The organism is bacterium (assembly GCA_019912885.1).
GTDB lineage: Bacteria > Lernaellota > Lernaellaia > JACKCT01 > JACKCT01 > JAIOHV01.
This window is the reverse complement of the sequence record JAIOHV010000064.1, coordinates 20,780-35,903: the sequence shown is the minus strand read 5'-3', so window position 1 is coordinate 35,903 and position 15,124 is coordinate 20,780. Positions and strand designations below refer to the sequence as shown.

At 61.9% G+C, this 15,124-nt stretch carries 16 protein-coding genes; 10 read left to right on the top strand and 6 right to left on the bottom strand.

Annotation, left to right across the window (positions count from 1 at the left end; all coding sequences use genetic code 11):
• Positions 1 to 400, top strand: a 400-nt coding sequence (locus K8I61_05555) for a nitronate monooxygenase (protein ID MBZ0271481.1), incomplete at its 5' end; no start/stop codon positions are given.
• Positions 401 to 446: 46 nt separating this feature from the next.
• On the opposite strand, the gene K8I61_05550 is transcribed toward K8I61_05555, so the two are convergent.
• Positions 447 to 1,403, bottom strand: coding sequence for a hypothetical protein (locus K8I61_05550; GenBank protein ID MBZ0271480.1), 957 nt, complete (start codon positions 1,401 to 1,403; stop codon positions 447 to 449).
• On the opposite strand from K8I61_05550, the gene K8I61_05545 reads away from it, so the two are divergent.
• From K8I61_05545 to K8I61_05525, 5 genes are all read left to right on the top strand, one after another.
• The gene (locus tag K8I61_05545) at positions 1,390 to 1,836 is read left to right on the top strand and encodes a hypothetical protein (protein ID MBZ0271479.1); all 447 of its coding nucleotides are present in this window, start codon (positions 1,390 to 1,392) and stop codon (positions 1,834 to 1,836) included. The genes K8I61_05550 and K8I61_05545 overlap by 14 nt on opposite strands.
• A gap of 36 nt (positions 1,837 to 1,872) precedes the next feature.
• Entirely contained in the window at positions 1,873 to 2,472 is a 600-nt protein-coding gene (locus K8I61_05540) for a hypothetical protein (protein MBZ0271478.1), read from the top strand.
• 77 nt (positions 2,473 to 2,549) lie between these two features.
• Positions 2,550 to 3,035, top strand: a complete 486-nt coding sequence (locus tag K8I61_05535; protein ID MBZ0271477.1) for a hypothetical protein — start codon at positions 2,550 to 2,552, stop codon at positions 3,033 to 3,035.
• A gap of 200 nt (positions 3,036 to 3,235) precedes the next feature.
• Positions 3,236 to 4,528 (top strand): DUF362 domain-containing protein, encoded by a 1,293-nt coding sequence (locus tag K8I61_05530; protein MBZ0271476.1) that lies wholly within the window; start codon positions 3,236 to 3,238, stop codon positions 4,526 to 4,528.
• A 177-nt stretch (positions 4,529 to 4,705) separates the two neighbouring features.
• Positions 4,706 to 5,263, top strand: a complete 558-nt coding sequence (locus K8I61_05525; protein ID MBZ0271475.1) for a thioredoxin family protein — start codon at positions 4,706 to 4,708, stop codon at positions 5,261 to 5,263.
• Between the two features lie 175 nt (positions 5,264 to 5,438).
• Here K8I61_05525 and K8I61_05520 read toward each other — a convergent pair whose 3' ends face one another.
• A complete protein-coding gene (locus K8I61_05520; protein MBZ0271474.1) occupies positions 5,439 to 7,805 on the bottom strand; it encodes a UvrD-helicase domain-containing protein in 2,367 nt (788 codons plus the stop codon).
• A gap of 140 nt (positions 7,806 to 7,945) precedes the next feature.
• Here K8I61_05520 and K8I61_05515 point away from each other — a divergent pair, with 140 nt between their 5' ends.
• Both K8I61_05515 and K8I61_05510 read left to right on the top strand, forming a co-directional pair.
• Positions 7,946 to 8,227, top strand: a complete 282-nt coding sequence (locus K8I61_05515) for a MoaD family protein (protein MBZ0271473.1) — start codon at positions 7,946 to 7,948, stop codon at positions 8,225 to 8,227.
• Between the two features lie 95 nt (positions 8,228 to 8,322).
• Positions 8,323 to 10,122 carry a DUF5911 domain-containing protein gene (locus K8I61_05510; protein MBZ0271472.1) on the top strand — a complete coding sequence of 600 codons (1,800 nt, stop codon included), beginning with the start codon at positions 8,323 to 8,325 and terminating at the stop codon, positions 10,120 to 10,122.
• A gap of 619 nt (positions 10,123 to 10,741) precedes the next feature.
• On the opposite strand, the gene K8I61_05505 is transcribed toward K8I61_05510, so the two are convergent.
• The 4 genes from K8I61_05505 to K8I61_05490 all read right to left on the bottom strand — a co-directional run bounded on the left by K8I61_05505 (position 10,742) and on the right by K8I61_05490 (position 13,524).
• Positions 10,742 to 10,990: a hypothetical protein gene (locus tag K8I61_05505; protein ID MBZ0271471.1), complete on the bottom strand. Its 249-nt coding sequence runs from the start codon at positions 10,988 to 10,990 to the stop codon at positions 10,742 to 10,744.
• A 158-nt stretch (positions 10,991 to 11,148) separates the two neighbouring features.
• A complete protein-coding gene (locus K8I61_05500) occupies positions 11,149 to 11,559 on the bottom strand; it encodes a cytochrome c family protein (protein MBZ0271470.1) in 411 nt (136 codons plus the stop codon).
• 72 nt (positions 11,560 to 11,631) lie between these two features.
• A complete protein-coding gene (locus K8I61_05495) occupies positions 11,632 to 11,883 on the bottom strand; it encodes a hypothetical protein (protein MBZ0271469.1) in 252 nt (83 codons plus the stop codon).
• Positions 11,884 to 11,985: 102 nt separating this feature from the next.
• Positions 11,986 to 13,524 carry a VCBS repeat-containing protein gene (locus K8I61_05490; protein MBZ0271468.1) on the bottom strand — a complete coding sequence of 513 codons (1,539 nt, stop codon included), beginning with the start codon at positions 13,522 to 13,524 and terminating at the stop codon, positions 11,986 to 11,988.
• Between the two features lie 268 nt (positions 13,525 to 13,792).
• On the opposite strand from K8I61_05490, the gene rpiA reads away from it, so the two are divergent.
• Both rpiA and K8I61_05480 read left to right on the top strand, forming a co-directional pair.
• Entirely contained in the window at positions 13,793 to 14,485 is a 693-nt protein-coding gene (gene rpiA / locus K8I61_05485; protein ID MBZ0271467.1) for a ribose-5-phosphate isomerase RpiA, read from the top strand.
• Positions 14,486 to 14,491: 6 nt separating this feature from the next.
• The gene (locus tag K8I61_05480; GenBank protein ID MBZ0271466.1) at positions 14,492 to 15,121 is read left to right on the top strand and encodes a hypothetical protein; all 630 of its coding nucleotides are present in this window, start codon (positions 14,492 to 14,494) and stop codon (positions 15,119 to 15,121) included.
• The last annotated feature ends 3 nt before the right edge of the window (positions 15,122 to 15,124 follow it).

Here is a 15,124-nt window from a genome sequence, read left to right as displayed (position 1 = left end):
CGGCGCCGAAGGCGCGCAGATCGGCACGCGCCTGATCGCCACGACCGAATGCGCCGTGCACGACCGCTACAAACGCGCGATCGTCGAGGCCGGCGACGAGGCCACGCTCGTCACGGGCGTGCGGCTTGGGCCCTCGCGCGTTCTGCGCAATCCGCTCGCCGAGGACATCCGCCGCATGGACGACGCGGGCCACAGCGCGGAGGAGATCCATGCGTTCATCGGGCATGGCCGCGTGCGCCGCGCGGCGTGCGAGGGCGACATGGACCTCGGCAGCGCGGCCGCCGGGCAGGGCGCGGCGCTTTGCGACGATGTGCGGCCCATCGCGGACATCATCGGAGACATGATGCGCGACGCGAAGCGATGTCTGGAATCGGGGCAGGTGCGCCTGGGGACCGGTTGATCGGCGCGTAGATGGGGCGCCACGCCCGCTTCGTGGATCCGAGGTTTTACGGCCTGACGTAAACGCTTGACGCGGGGACGAATCCGACCGATCCGTCGCGCAGGACGATCTTCGCCTGCACGCCCGCCCTGCCGATGACGCGCACCGGCGTTCCGGGAATGAGAAGGCGGGTCGCGCCGCGGCCTTCGCCCGTCGGCGAAAACGGCACGCCGCCCGCGCCCTTCACGACCGCCATCATCATGGCGTATTCGGGTGCCGGGTCGATCTCCGAGGGCGGCGCGAAAAAAGGCGTGGCCGCGGTTGCCGCCTCCGTTCCGGCGGTCAACGCCGGTTGCGGCGGCGTCTCGAACGCGGCGGCCGACGTCGCGGCGGGCGGGAAATCGCGCGTCAGGCGGTCGAGCGCGTTCTCGACATCCTCGAGCCGCTGCTTGCCGCCGATGTGCGTTCGGTCGAAGTAAACAAGCCTTCCTGTCGCGGATTCGAAAAACGCGATCGCAAGGAAAGGCGCACGCAGTTTCTTGACGCGATCCGTGGTGAGCGGAGCGTCGAGACCCTGCTCGCCGTCGATCCGCCGCGCGACGCCGAACAGCGCGACAATGCCGGAGCTGCGGTAATTACCTCCGACGATACGCGCCGCGTCGGACGGAAGATTGTGCGCCGTTATCGTTTCCGGCGGCGACGCGGCCAGATCGCCGAGCCCGCCGGCGATGGCCGCAAGCGCGGCGTGGAGCGGCGGCACGCGAGCGGTTTCCGGGTCGGCGTGATACGGCGGCTCGCGCAGGGGGCCGGCGCGTTCCTCCGACAGCGACGCACGCATCGGATCGGAGGCGTAGGCGCCGACAAAAAATCGCTGGCGTCCGCCCGCGCCGTAACCGAGTTCGACGAGCCGGCCGGCAAGGCGCGCATCGAGCGCGCGCGCTTCGTCGAGGCTCTCGTGAAGCGATACGAAGGTCAGGCCGCTTTCCTCGCGGCGCACGATTGCGAAATCCGTGACGATCGCCAATTGCCCGAATCCCGCGCTCGCCGGCTCAAAGCCGTTAAACCAGACGCGCTTATCCGCCTTCGAGGCGCCGCAGGCTGCGGCGATCGCGGCGAGGACGACGATAATCAAGCGCGCGGGCTTCAACACCTGGCCAAAACCTCATGGAATTGATGAATACGGGACGTTTCCGTCGGCGCATTGTTCGCAATTCGCCGGGGGTGTCAATCGGGGTTATCCCTTTCCCTTTCCCCCCGGCCCGTGCGCGATGGTGATGGACGAAATGGACATGATGGACCGGATGGACATGATGGACGTGATGGACGGGTGCCACACTTTTGACCGACCGTGGGAGGTCAAAGGTGTGCCCAACACGTCGAGCACGCCTTTCCCGGCCTGCGGCCCGGTAAAAGTGTGGCACCCGCATTCCGCATTCCGCATTGCGAATTCCCGTTGACAGCGCCGCCGCCGCCTCGCACGCTTGTGCGCGACGATGAAATGCTACCGGCATCTGGGCGAGGACGCGCTCTACGACTGCGCCATATGCGGCCGGCCGATCTGCGCCGCGTGCATGACGTTCGGCGAGGAGTCCGACCGCATCACCTGCCCCGAGTGCGCGGGCGGCGGTCCGGTCTTGCCCGCGGGCGGCAAATCGCCGCGCGGCGCCGCCCCGGTCCGCGTGGAAAAAAACGGCGGCATGTTCGCGGGGATCCGCGTGAATCCGCGGCTTCTGTTCGTGCTGGCCGCGCTCATCGGATTGAACATGTTGTTGGGCGCCCGGCTTGACGGCGCGCCGCCACCGGCGGGATTCGGTGACGCGCACATCGCGCTCATCGAATCGCCCGCGCCGCAGTTCACGTGGCTGCTCTCGCGCATATTCGCGTATCGCCACGAACACGGCGAATATCCGCGAACGCTCGCCGACCTGCGCCCGGAATATCTCGATTCCGAGCCGCGCATCCTGCGCTCCGCGGAGATTTACCATTACGTGCGCGAAGCCTCGGGCGGGTTCGTGTTGTCCGTGCCGCGCGCGGCGCGGTTCGGTTTCGTGAATCTCTACGCGGACCCTGACGGCGTGGTGCGCATCGAATGAGGCGCACGACGCACGAACGATTGGCGGATTTGAGTGTTCCGGCGGCGCAAGTGGCGAGATCCTTCGCTTCGCTCAGGATGACAAACCGGCGATTGCGTTTCCTGTCATCGGGCCGCCTGTCGTCGAGGCGAAGAACCACTAGCGCCGGCATCGCGGTCGTCGATTTGCTTGTCGTGATCGCGATCGTCATCGCCCTTGGGCTTGTCGGCGCGAAGGCGTGGCGCCTTCTCGACCGGCGTTACGTGCCGATCTGCCGCGACAACCGCGGCGAGGTCGATCGCGTGGCGCGTGCGGCGATCCGCGAGGCCGGCGCCGATCTCGCACGCCTCTCGGCCGCCTACGTCGTGGGGCGCGAAACCACCGGCGCGCAGCTTGTTGTGGTGCTCGCGCCGAAGGGCGGCGACGTTTACCCCGAGCGCCTCGTCGTGGACCTGGACCGGTCGGGCTTCACGGCGTCTTCCTTCTGCCCGACGCACCGCGATCGGGAAGTCAACGTGCCGGTCATCGACTACTGGTACGGCGACGGAAAGTGGTGGTGCCTGCACAGTCCGTTGCATAATTGAGGATGCAGGAAATAGTGGCGGGGCGTTGCCTGATGGAAAAAACTGGGGTCTTCGTCTCACCGGTCCTCGCGAATCGCGAACGCTTCAAACCTCTTTCCTCTTGCCTGTTTCCTATTTCCTGTTTCCTATTTCCTTTGTCCTAACTTAATATCCGGGATTCCCGGCGCCCGCGAGGCGCTTTTGAACCGTTGGGGACGAACATGTCGAAGTCGAAAGTCGCGATTGTCCGTACGAGCCCGGCCACGGTGCTCGAGGACTACCATCGCCTGATGAATCTCGCGGACTATCAGTCCGTCGTCGATCGCACCGCCGATACCGCGCTGAAGGTCAACATCTCCTGGCACTTCTTTTTTCCGGGCAGCTCGACGACGCCTTGGCAGCTCGAGGGCGTGATCGGCGCGATGAAACAGGACGGGTACGACCCGAACCTCATCCACGCCTGCCACAACCGCACCGTCGTCATCGACGCGCACTTCGGCGAGCGCGAGAATAAGCAACTCAACGTCGTCGAGGCGCACGGGCTGCGTAACGTGCATCTGTACGAGGGGGAGGACTGGGTCGACGTGCGCGAGGCCGTCGGCGACCTGGCGCAGAAATTCACGTGCCTGAACGACGTCTATCCCAAGGGCTTCATGATCCCGCGCCGCTTCATCGGCGAGAACATCATCCACCTGCCCACCGTCAAAACGCACGTCTTTACGACGATGACGGGCGCGATGAAAAACGCGTTCGGCGGCCTGCTCAACGAGCATCGCCACTGGACGCACCCGGTCATCCACAAAACGCTCGTCGATCTTCTGATGATCCAGAAGAAGATCCACCGCGGCGTTTTCGCCGTCATGGACGGGACGTTCGCCGGCGACGGCCCCGGCCCGCGGTGCATGATCCCGCACGTGAAAAACGTGCTGCTGGCGTCCGCGGACCAGGTGGCGATCGACGCGACCGCCGCGCGGCTGATGGGCTTTGACCCGATGAAAATCGAATTCACGCGCCTCGCGCACGACCTCGGCCTGGGGAACGCGGATCCGGCGCAGATCGAGATCGTCGGCGACCTCGACGCGGCGCGGGAGAACTGGAACTTCGAAGGGCCGATGAAAAACATCACCTTCGCCGCCAAGATGCAGCACAAGATTTACTGGGGCGGGCTCAAGGAGGCGATCGAGTGGTCGCTCAAGACGTGGGCCGCGCCGTGGGCGTATCTGGCGAGCGTGATGTATCACGACATGTACTGGTATCCGACGCACGGCCGCGAACGCACGCACGCCGCGCTCGCCTCGGAATGGGGACGCCTGTTCAACAACTGGGAAAACGTGCAACACGACGGCCGCGGTTTTCCGGAAGTCGGCCCGGCGCCCGCGCGGTTCAACCGTTCGACGGCGCACCTGGTTGGACTTGGCGCCAAGATCCTCAGGACCGCGTTCGTCGAGGCGCCGGAGGTGCTTCGCCTTCGCAAACGCAAGCGCGTCGAGGTCCAGGGAACGCACAACTCCTAGTCGCGATGTCGCGATGGCGATGTCAGTGCCGCAAGCGAAGCGTTCGCGCGGCGAACGCGGAGCGCGCGGTCGGTATCGTTGCGGCCATCGGGTCGCCGACCGCCCCCCTTGCGATGCTCGCGCCGATTCACGACACTACCGCCTGAGCAACATCGACATTTTCGGAGGAGGTCCCTCATGGTTCTGACGCCATCGCACATGAAGGAACTCGGTAGCGCGTGCCCGGATTTTTCGCTGCCGGAGGTGACGACGGGAAAGACCGTCTCGCTCGCCGATTTCGCGGACAAACCGGCGCTTCTCGTGATGTTCATCTGCGCACACTGCCCGTACGTGAAGCACATCGAAGAAAAGCTCGCCGATGCGACAAGCGTATTCGTCAGGCACGGATGCGCCGTCGTCGGCATCAGTTCCAACAGCGTGCGGACGCATCCCGGCGACGCGCCCGACAAACTCGCGGAACAGGCGCGAGAAATGCGTTTCGAGTTCCCGTATCTTTACGACGAGACGCAGGACGTCGCCCGCGCGTTCGACGCCGCGTGCACGCCGGACTTCTTTCTTTATGACAGGGACCGCAAGCTCGTGTACCGCGGGCAGTTCGACGGGAGCCGCCCGGGCAACGGCGTGCCCGTCACCGGCGTCGATCTCACCGACGCGGTCAACGCCGTCGTCGCCGGACACCCGGTCCACACGGCGCAGATCCCGAGCATCGGATGCAATATCAAGTGGCATCCGTAGGATGAGGAAATAGAAAGTAGGAAATAGGAAATAGCGTCGGTCGGCCGCGCGGTGTGACGGTAGGCGCACCGCGTGGTGGACGAAACCAACGCCCACGTCTAATGCAAAAACGCGCCGCATTGCCACGGCGCGCCTTAACTCTATTTTCTATTTACTAATTCCTGCTTCCTATTACCTATTTCCTCGTCAGATTCGCGAACTTCAGCAGCATCGTCTTGGTTCCGACGCCGCCCTCGAAACGCACGATGACCTTGGCCGCGTCGCCCTGGCCGTTCAGCGCGAGCACGCGGCCCGCGCCGAATTTCTGATGCGTCACGCGCATCCCGGGCGCAAGGTAGCCCGCGCCCTCCTGCGTGTCCGTGTAGTCGTAATACGTGTCGCCCTCGCCGGGGATATCAACGTTCGCGCCGCCTTGCGGCGCGCCGTTCGACGGCCGGCCGGGTTTCCAGTCCGAGGCAAACGGTTGTCGCGTGCGCTCGAAGCTGGGCGGGCGGCGGAATACCGCGCGCTCCGGCGCCGCGCCCCCGGGGGAAGATCCGATCGCGCCGGGCATCTCCCAAAGCGACGGCCTCGGCGAAAAACCGAGCGGCTCGATCAAATCATCCGGAATCTCGTCGAGAAACCGGCTCGGCCGCGAGTAACCCTGCTCGCCGCTGTAGGTGCGGCGCCGCGCCGCGCACGAAAGCGTCAGGTGCCGGCGCGCGCGCGTCACGCCGACGTAGCAAAGGCGCCGCTCCTCCTCGATCTCGGCGTTGCCGCCGTCCATCGCGCGCGCGTGCGGCAGCAGTTTTTCCTCCAGGCCGACCATGAACACCGCGGGGAATTCGAGACCCTTTGCGTTGTGCAGCGTCATAAGCCGCACGGCCTCGTTCTCGTCGGTGACCAGGTCGGCGTCCTGCGCCAGGCTGACCTGTTCGAGGTAGTCCGCAAGGCGCAGGTCGGGATTACGCCGGGCGAACTGCGAGCCGGCCTCGTGCAATTCGCCGAGATTCTCCTTTCGGGACAGCGCCTCCACGCTCGGGTCGGCCATAAGCATCGCCAGGTATCCCGTGTGCTCGATGGCGTACTGGATCACCTCGGGCACCGGCGCGTCGTCGGCCTTTTTCGTGATGGCCTCGACGACTTCGAGAAAGCGCAGCACGCCCTCGCGCGCCGCCTTGGGCAACGAATCCTCGGCCAGCGCGGCGCGTGCCGCCTCCAGAAATGACACGCCGTCGCGGGCCGCGAAAATGTCGATCGCCTCGATCGACTTCGCGCCGATCTTGCGCGACGGCACGTTGATGACGCGCTTGGCGGAGACGCCATCCGCGGGATTCACGGCCAGGCGCAGGTACGCGAGGATGTCCTTGATCTCCTTGCGGTCGTAGAACCGCGTGCCGCCGACGACGATGAACGGCACGCCCGCGCGCATCAGTTCTTCCTCGAGCACGCGCGAGAGGGCGTTGACGCGGTAGAAAACGGCGATATCCGACGCCGACAGCCCCTGCCGCTTGATCAGGTCGAGCACCTGCGCGGCGACAAAGCGCCCCTCGTCGTATTCGCTGTCCGCGCGGAAAAGGCGCACGCGCGCGCCCGCTTCGTTGTCGGTGATGAGCGCCTTGGCGACGCGACCGCGGTTGTGCTTGATGATCGACCCGGCCACCGCGAGGATATTCGAGCTGGAGCGGTAGTTGCGCCCCAGGATCACGCGGCGCGCGCCGGGAAAGTGCGATTCGAATTCGAGAATGTTTTCGATATTCGCGCCGCGCCAGCGGTAGATGCTCTGGTCGTCGTCACCGACGACGCACAAATTGCCCTGGGCGTTCAGGATCAGCTCGATGAAGCGCTTCTGCGCGAAGTTCGTGTCCTGAAATTCGTCCACCAGCACGTGGCGAAAACGTCGGCTGTAGTACGTGCGTGCCGCTTCGCTCGATTCGAGCGCCCTGACCGCCATCACGAGCAGATCGCCGAAATCAACCGCGTTGTTTTCACGCAGCGCTTTTTCGTATTCCGAGACGATCGTGCGCGCCCAATCGCGCGCCGGCGGACGCAGCCTTTCGGCGAGCGTCGACGGCGCGACGAGATTGTTTTTGCCCTCGTCGAGAAGCGAGGCGACGATGCGCGGGTCAAACGCCTTGGGGTCGAGATCGAGGCGCCGGTAGATGTCCTTCAGCAACGCGCGCTGGTCGGAATCGTCGTAGATCGAAAAGCGCGGCGACAGGCCGACGGCCTCGCCGTGCTCGCGCAGAATCCGGGCGCAGGTGGCGTGAAACGTGCCGACCCAAAGCCCATACGCGCGCGGGCCGAGCATCGAAGAAAGGCGCCGGCGCATCTCGTCCGCCGCCTTGTTCGTGAAGGTGACGGCCAGGATTTCGTACGGTTCCACGCGGCGGCGGTCAATGAGGTGCGCGATGCGATGCGTCAGCACGCGCGTCTTGCCCGAACCGGCGACGGCGAAGATCACAAGCGGCCCCTCGCCATGCAGCACGGCCTGGCGCTGCTCGTTGTTCAGCGGCGCGAGGAGGGGATCGTCGGCGGTGGCGAAGGGAAGTGTTTCGTTCATTTTTGGGTATGGGACGCGGCGAGGATTGTCGCGGCGTACGCAGCCGTGCGAAGCATAACCGAAACGGCACCAATGGGGAATTGCGAATTGCGAATGGCGAATGCCATCGCCGATAATGCTTGCAAGTTACGGAGGCGTTCATGCCCGTCATCGTCCACGTCCCCACGCCGCTTCGTGTCTTCACCGAGGGGCGCGACCGCGTATTACTCGACGGCGCGCCCGCGACGGTCGGCGAGGCGCTCGACCGGCTCTTTCGCGCGCATCCCGGCGTGCGCGATCGCGTGATGACCGAAACCGGCGAGGTGCGCCGGCACGTCAATGTTTTCGTCGATGACGAGAACGTCCGTTTTCTCGCCGGCCTCGCGACGCCCCTTGCCGACGGCGCGCGCGTGCACATCTTCCCGGCGGTCAGCGGCGGCTGAAGTTCACCGCAAAGTGCGATCCCTTCTCGTCTTCGCGGAAAAAAATGTGATTCGCGCCCTTGCGCCGGGCGGCGCGCCCGCTAACGTCAACGCGTATGGCGTATCGCCCCATCAAGGACTATCGGCTCATCGGCGATCTGCACTCCGCCGCGTTGGTATCGAGCGAGGCGTCGATCGACTGGCTCTGCTGGCCGGCCTTCGATTCGCCCTCGATGTTCGCGGCGATTCTCGACGACGAGCGCGGCGGGCGCTTTTCGGTGCTGCCCGACGGCCGGAGCGCGAAAAGCACCTATCGGCCCGAAACCGCGATCGTCGAGACCGTCTTTGTCGGCGACGATTTCGAATTTTCCGTGCGCGACATGATGGAGCCGCAACCCGCGGACGCCTGCCCGCTGCACGTCATCGTGCGGTCCTTTCGCGGGCTTCGCGGAAGCGGAACCGTGCGCCTGCATTTCGATCCGCGCCCGGGATTCGGCTCGGGCGCGCCGCGCCTTGACGATCGCCCCGGTCCGGGCCTTCGTTTTCGCGACGGCGAACACGAGGTACGGCTGTTCCTGCCCCGGCGCGCGCGCATCGATGGCGCGACGGCCGGATGCGTCATCGCGTTCGAACTCGCCGAAGGCGAACGCACGCGCGTCGTGCTCGACCACGGCGACGAAAAGGGCACGCCGTTCGCCGGGCTCGATCATCCCTACGAAGCGCACACGGAAGAATTCTGGCGGGAATGGGTCGCCGGCGGAAAATTTCCGGAATTCCGCCGCGAGAGACTCATACGAAGCGCGATCACGCTCAAGCTCATGCAGTACTACCCGACGGGCGCGATCGTCGCCGCGCCGACGACCTCGCTACCGGAGGCCATCGGCGGCGTGCGCAACTGGGACTACCGCTACGTGTGGCTGCGCGACGCGACGTTCACGCTCTATGCCCTTTCCGTGCTGGGCATGCACGCGGAGGCCACCCGCTTTTTCCACTATCTCGAGGACGTCCTGACGCGCCACGGCGCGATGCGGGTGCGTCACATGTATACGATCCGCGGCGAGATCATCCCGGACGAAAAGCGGCTCGAACACCTGGCGGGCTATCGAAATTCCGTGCCGGTGCGCAAGGGCAATCTCGCGTCCGACCAGTTCCAGCTCGACGTTTACGGCATCATCATCGACTCGATCTATTTCTCCGCCCGGCACGGCGTGGCGATCACCGAGGGCATGAAGAACATCGCAATTTGGCTTGGCGAGCAGATTGAAAAACGCTGGCGGACGCCCGACGCGGGCATCTGGGAGGTGCGCCGCGAGCCGGTGGAGTTTACCTACAGCAAGGTGATGTGCTGGGTCGGCATCGATCGCCTGATCCGCATGCGGGAACTGCTTGGGCTACCCGACGACCGGGTCGCAAAGCTCGAGGCGTTTCGCGGCGAAATCCGGGCGTTCATCGAGGGGCATTGCTACGATGCCAAACGCGGCGTGCTTCGCCAATCACCCGGCGCCCCGTCGCAAGACGCCACGAATTTCCTGTTCGTCCTTCTGCATTATCTCGACAAGCACGATCCGCGTACACGGACGATCATCGAAAACACTCGGCGCGAGCTCGGCCACGGCGACGCGTTCATCTACCGTTACCGGACGCCCGACGGCGTGCCCGGCGACGAGGAGGCGTTCATCCTCTGCACCTACTGGCTAATCTCGGCCCTCGCCATCATCGAGGACGTCGACGCGGCTGAACGCCTGCTCGACGAATTCGAAAAGCTGTTTGGCGAAAGCGGTCTCATGAGCGAGGAGATCGAGCCGGCAAGCGGCGCGTACACGGGCAATTTCCCGCAGGCGTTTTCGCACCTGGGCTACATCATGGCCGCGAACTACGTGAATCGGTATCGAGAGAAAAGAGGAAACAGGAAATAGGAAATAGAAATCAGGAACAGGAAATAGAAAATAGGAAACAGGAAATAGATGAATCGCAACGGCCAAATTGCCGATGCGCCGATTCATCGCGACATCAACCGGCTGAGGCCGGCACGTTCCAAGATCGCGGTCGGGCTTCACTATTTCCTATTTTCTGTTTCCTAATTCCTATTTTCTATTTCCTGTTTCCTGATTTCTGTTTCCTTTCAAAAAACAATCGGCCCGCGTGCTCTGTTTCACACGCGGGCCTTCAAACCATCCGGTGGATTGTCCGTGTCTTTCATCGGAACATTCCTTCCTTTGTCGTTTCGGTTGTCATCTTGTCTTGATCAGAGAATGCTTCGTTGCGATCCCCCTTTGACGTGATCGTCGTTGCTCGAATCCCGGCGCTGCTTTTCGCGCCACCACTGTCGGCAGATTCCGCCGTTGCCGGATGCCGTCTCGACGCGATCGGTCGAAGCGGCCCTCCGGCGAACGACGATTCGGTTTTCAAAGATGGGGAGGACGATGCGACGTTTTCGCCCTCCCCGGGGCTTCCGTCACCGCGGGATCCGACAAGGGTCGAGACCTTCGGCCCCATCTCCCGCGAGCGGAATCGATCGTTTGGCGCCCGAACTCCTTAGCGAAGCAGTTCGTTGATCTTCCGGGCGCCCGCCTCGGTCAGGTTGTTCCAGTCGCGCTTGAGCTCGCGTTTGATCTCGACAAGGCGCTGCTCAACGTCGGCGCGCGACTCGCGGCGCGTCCTTTGAAAATCCTGTCGCTGTTCATTGATTTCCGCTTTCATGTCGGCCTCGAACTCCCGCAGCCGGGCTTCGAGTTCCGCCTTTTTTGCCTGCAATCTCGATTTCAATTCGCTCTTGTTGTCCATAAAAATCCCCCAAAAAAACTCCAAACAAGCCCGGTCAAGGCGATCGCACGTCAAAATGCCCTTGCGTTTTTATTATCCACCCGCGCCGGCGCGCGTTCGGTGAGCGGCGAAACGCTTTTTGGATATTCGCCCACCCCGGGGCCGCATGTCTTAGCCGATTAGTTTTCCGGACGGACTTGCGGCAGCCTGTTTTTCGGCGTGTGGCAGATCACGCAGTCGCGAGGAAAGCGCGGCGCGCCGGACGCGCGTGTGTGGCAGGTATTGCAGAATTGATGGAACGCCTTGCGCCCGGGCATCGCGCCGGCGCCGCCGTCCGCGTCGTGGCACGCGACGCAACGGCTGCCCGTCGCGGGCGGGTCGGCGTGATGGCATTTCTGACAATCGTTCTCGGCAAACTCGACGTGCGTTTCATGATCGAAACGCACCGGCGGCTTTTTCGCCTGGCCGGGGATGGCGATCTCGATCGCGCCCGCCGGCGGCGTCGCACGGCTCGTAGACGCGACCGCGCCGGCAAACCCGAGGGCCAGAACGATCGCGGCGCCAAAAACGATGGAGGGCAAACGAGGCACGAGGCGGATTATACGGATTGGCGCCGATTGGGGAATCCGCCGCCCGCGCCGCGCGACTCTTGCGCGATCTCCTTATTCCGTGCACCACGTCCCGGTGGGGTTTGCCTGGAAGACGCTTTCCGGAAAGACGACTTCGGCCATGCCAACGGCGCTCGCTGGAATACTCGGAAGATCGAGCAGCACGAAGTGCCCGTTAGCGTCCCCCGTGATCTCATACGCTCCCGGCGTCATGTTGAAAGCCAGGAAATACGGGGCGTCGAGATCAGCGCCCGCGCCGTCGTAGGGACCGCCAGTGGTAATGCCGCGATCGGTATTTGCAAGCAAACCAGTCTCAAGACAATCCAACAATAGCGCGTACGGCTCATCTGTGTTTCACGCCATTTTTGACTTTGACAAACTAAACAATAGCATCCCCTAAAGAACGCGTCAACAACCGCAACACGCCGTTTCGTCTTTGTTCGAATTGTCAGAAATGCCATCGTTTTCCGAGTTATAAGCTGTGGTTGTTGTGCTTGACGCAGTTGTCGACGTCGAAGCATGGGTAGTTGTTGTCGAAGGATTGCTCGTAGTTGTAGAAGTGCTAGGTAATGTAGACGTCGGACTATCGATTGTCGAATAAATTGCCGCGGTATGCGAATAATAGTATGTTGGCCAGCTTAAGCCTGAAATTACTTCAATGGCGAAATCGGATCCGCTATCGCCTCTAATATTACCGGATCCATGGGAAATCGCCCCTCCAATTAACGCGGTATCGAAACTAAAATCAGCGGGGAAATATTTCCAATACTCATTGGAAATGCAACTGCTTGAGCCAAAACGAATTTGAACAGTATTTGTATCTGCGGTGTAATGGGATATAATTATATCGTCAAAACCATCCCCATCGACATCGCCAATGCCCGAAAACATGACGAAGGCGGTATTGTTTCCAAGTAATATAAAATCGCAATCTGGCGTCGGGGTGATGCCGGCGGCAGACCCGAAAAAAAAGACGAAACGCATTTCGTCGTATATTTTGCCGATAATATCGTCAAATCCATCGCCGTTAATATCTCCCGCTCGTTCGAAGTAATACCAATCCCCATAAGGAACATTGTCGCTTATCGTTGTAGTTGGGATTGTGCCCAATCCAGATTTACCGCCGTAAAAAAAATCTATGTAACTTGAATTAATGATTGAAATGTCGTCAAATCCGTCACCATTTACGTCACCGACGGATACGATACGAACGTGATCCGTATCCTCGTATATATACGTCCAGCCCGGATCGGAGAAAACAAATTCATCTTTATTTCCGTAATAAGCCAAAACTTCTACGCTGCCATCCATGGCAAGTGGTGTCCCTTGAATAATGATATCATTGACTCTGTCGCCGTTAACATCGATATCGGTAGCAATGATAGAGAACCCATCTTCGACGTGGTTGAAGCGGATATTGTCGTCGCCAGAGAGAATTTCAACAGGAGTATTAGACAACCCTCTGTAGCCACCAAGGAAAAGTAAAAACCGTCCCATCGTTGCGGGGAAAAGTGATTTCCACCAAGGATCATATACCAAAAGATCGTCAAATATATCTCCGTTAACGTCCCCGACTCTGTACAAATAACGACCAAAAGAAATCGAATCATATCGAGTGATATAAGTAGTTGGTTCGATGGGCAAGCTTGACCCATCAGAATAAAACAACAAGACGGTGCCAGCGTTATATTTCACAGTGCGCGATTGAAAGTCTAATCCTGCATATCCTACGGCAAGGTCGTCGAAGTTGTCGCCGTTAAAATCAGAAAATTCTATCCCCAATGTGGAAATATTCATATTCCAGTCGAGATTGGCATCTAATGGGGGGAATATCCAGTCGAACTCGGGCCGTTCGTCGATGGCATAGGCACGGCAGATGTAGGGGAAGCTTATCAAAACGATAATTACAAACGAAAACGCAATGTATCGAACGCGTTGCCGATGCAAGCTACAGCTTAAAAAGGAGTTAAAGAAAATTGGGGGACACGTGTCTATTTTCGCGTAGCAATTTCCGACTTTTCTGCAGATTCGCAAATTCGCCCGCAACGCGGAATTCGGATTGAATGCGATTCTCACGCCCCGGCCCCTCCCGATTTTTCAGGACAATCCTACGGCATTCCGCCGCGCGCCGAAAGCGTTGATTGGGACATCCGCGGCCCGCGTCCGTTTGTGCTCAAGGCGCCTTTGTGTTGAAAATGCGCGGAATGGGGGCACTATGACAAACGAACGCGATCGCGAAAAACGGGCCGCCGCGCGCGCCGCCCTGGATTACATCGAACCCGGCATGACGCTTGGGCTCGGCACGGGCTCGACCGTCGACCATTTCCTCGAGTTTCTTGGCGAGCGCGTGGCTGGCGGGCTTTCCGTGCGCGGCGTCGCCACGTCGCTGCGCACCGCGGAGCTTGCCGAAGGTTATGGCATTCCCCTGTTGTCGCTCGACGAGACCGGCGGCGCGCTCGATGTCGTCATCGACGGCGCGGACGAGGTCGATCGCCGGCTCGACATGATCAAGGGCGGCGGCGGCGCGCTGCTGCGCGAGAAAATCGTCGCCGAATCCGGGCGGCGCGGCGTGTTCATCGCCGATTCCACCAAACTCGTCGACGTGCTCGGCGCGTTTCCGCTTCCGGTCGAGGTCGTGCCGTTCGCCGCCAACCGCCTGTTACCCGCGCTTAAGGAGCGCGGGCTGTCCGCCACGTTGCGCGCGCGCGGCGGTGAGACATTCGTGACCGATAACGGCAACCACATCATCGATGTGCTTGTCGAAACCATCGAGGACCCCGGCGGCCTGCACCGCGAGCTGAAGGCGATGACCGGCGTCATCGAGACGGGGCTGTTTGTCGGCATCGCGGATGTCGTGCTGATCGGACGCGGCGACGGCGTCGAAACACTCACGCGCGCGAAGGACTGACGAGAGATGCTCCGGGCGCGACGCGGCGCCGCCTGGCGCGCTTTTGCCGTCATTGCCGCGGCGACGCTCGCGCTTGGCCTGGCGTCATGCCGGCGATTTCCGCAAAACGGCGAGCTGATCGACTTCGAATCGGAAGACGATCTCAACCGCGTTCTGTGGACGTGTCCCATGGCGATGGAACGCACGCCGGCGATCGCGGATCGCGGACGATTCGCGCTGACCGCGCACCTGCCCGCGGATTTGTATCCCGGCGTCGAAATCTTCGACCTGCCCGAAATCTGGAGCGACTACGGCGCGCTCGAGTTCACCATCCGCGCGCCCGAGGCCGCGGGCGACACGCTGCACATCCGCATCGACGACGACAGGACGGACGAGGATTTCGGCTCGCGTTACCAGGGCTATCGAAAACTGACCGGCGAAACGCAAACGATCCGCATCCCGATGGACGAAATCCGAAACGGGCCGCGCGAACGCACGCTCGATCTTTCGCGCATCGAGCGCATCATCGTTTATCTTTATCGCCGCGACGCGCCCGCCACGATGACGCTTGACGATTTTCGTCTGGTTGGCGGCGGCGCGAACGGATCCGCCGACGAATCCACGGCGGCCGATCCGTCCAACGAGCAGAAAGGGTGACGG

Coding starts and splice junctions, on each gene's coding strand:
- K8I61_05540 (MBZ0271478.1), top strand. CDS start 1,873: ATGAAATGCTACCGGCATCTGGGCGAGGACGCGCTCTACGACTGCGCC.
- K8I61_05535 (MBZ0271477.1), top strand. CDS start 2,550: ATGACAAACCGGCGATTGCGTTTCCTGTCATCGGGCCGCCTGTCGTCG.
- K8I61_05530 (MBZ0271476.1), top strand. CDS start 3,236: ATGTCGAAGTCGAAAGTCGCGATTGTCCGTACGAGCCCGGCCACGGTG.
- K8I61_05525 (MBZ0271475.1), top strand. CDS start 4,706: ATGGTTCTGACGCCATCGCACATGAAGGAACTCGGTAGCGCGTGCCCG.
- K8I61_05520 (MBZ0271474.1), bottom strand. CDS start 7,805: ATGAACGAAACACTTCCCTTCGCCACCGCCGACGATCCCCTCCTCGCG.
- K8I61_05515 (MBZ0271473.1), top strand. CDS start 7,946: ATGCCCGTCATCGTCCACGTCCCCACGCCGCTTCGTGTCTTCACCGAG.
- K8I61_05510 (MBZ0271472.1), top strand. CDS start 8,323: ATGGCGTATCGCCCCATCAAGGACTATCGGCTCATCGGCGATCTGCAC.
- K8I61_05505 (MBZ0271471.1), bottom strand. CDS start 10,990: ATGGACAACAAGAGCGAATTGAAATCGAGATTGCAGGCAAAAAAGGCG.
- rpiA (MBZ0271467.1), top strand. CDS start 13,793: ATGACAAACGAACGCGATCGCGAAAAACGGGCCGCCGCGCGCGCCGCC.
- K8I61_05480 (MBZ0271466.1), top strand. CDS start 14,492: ATGCTCCGGGCGCGACGCGGCGCCGCCTGGCGCGCTTTTGCCGTCATT.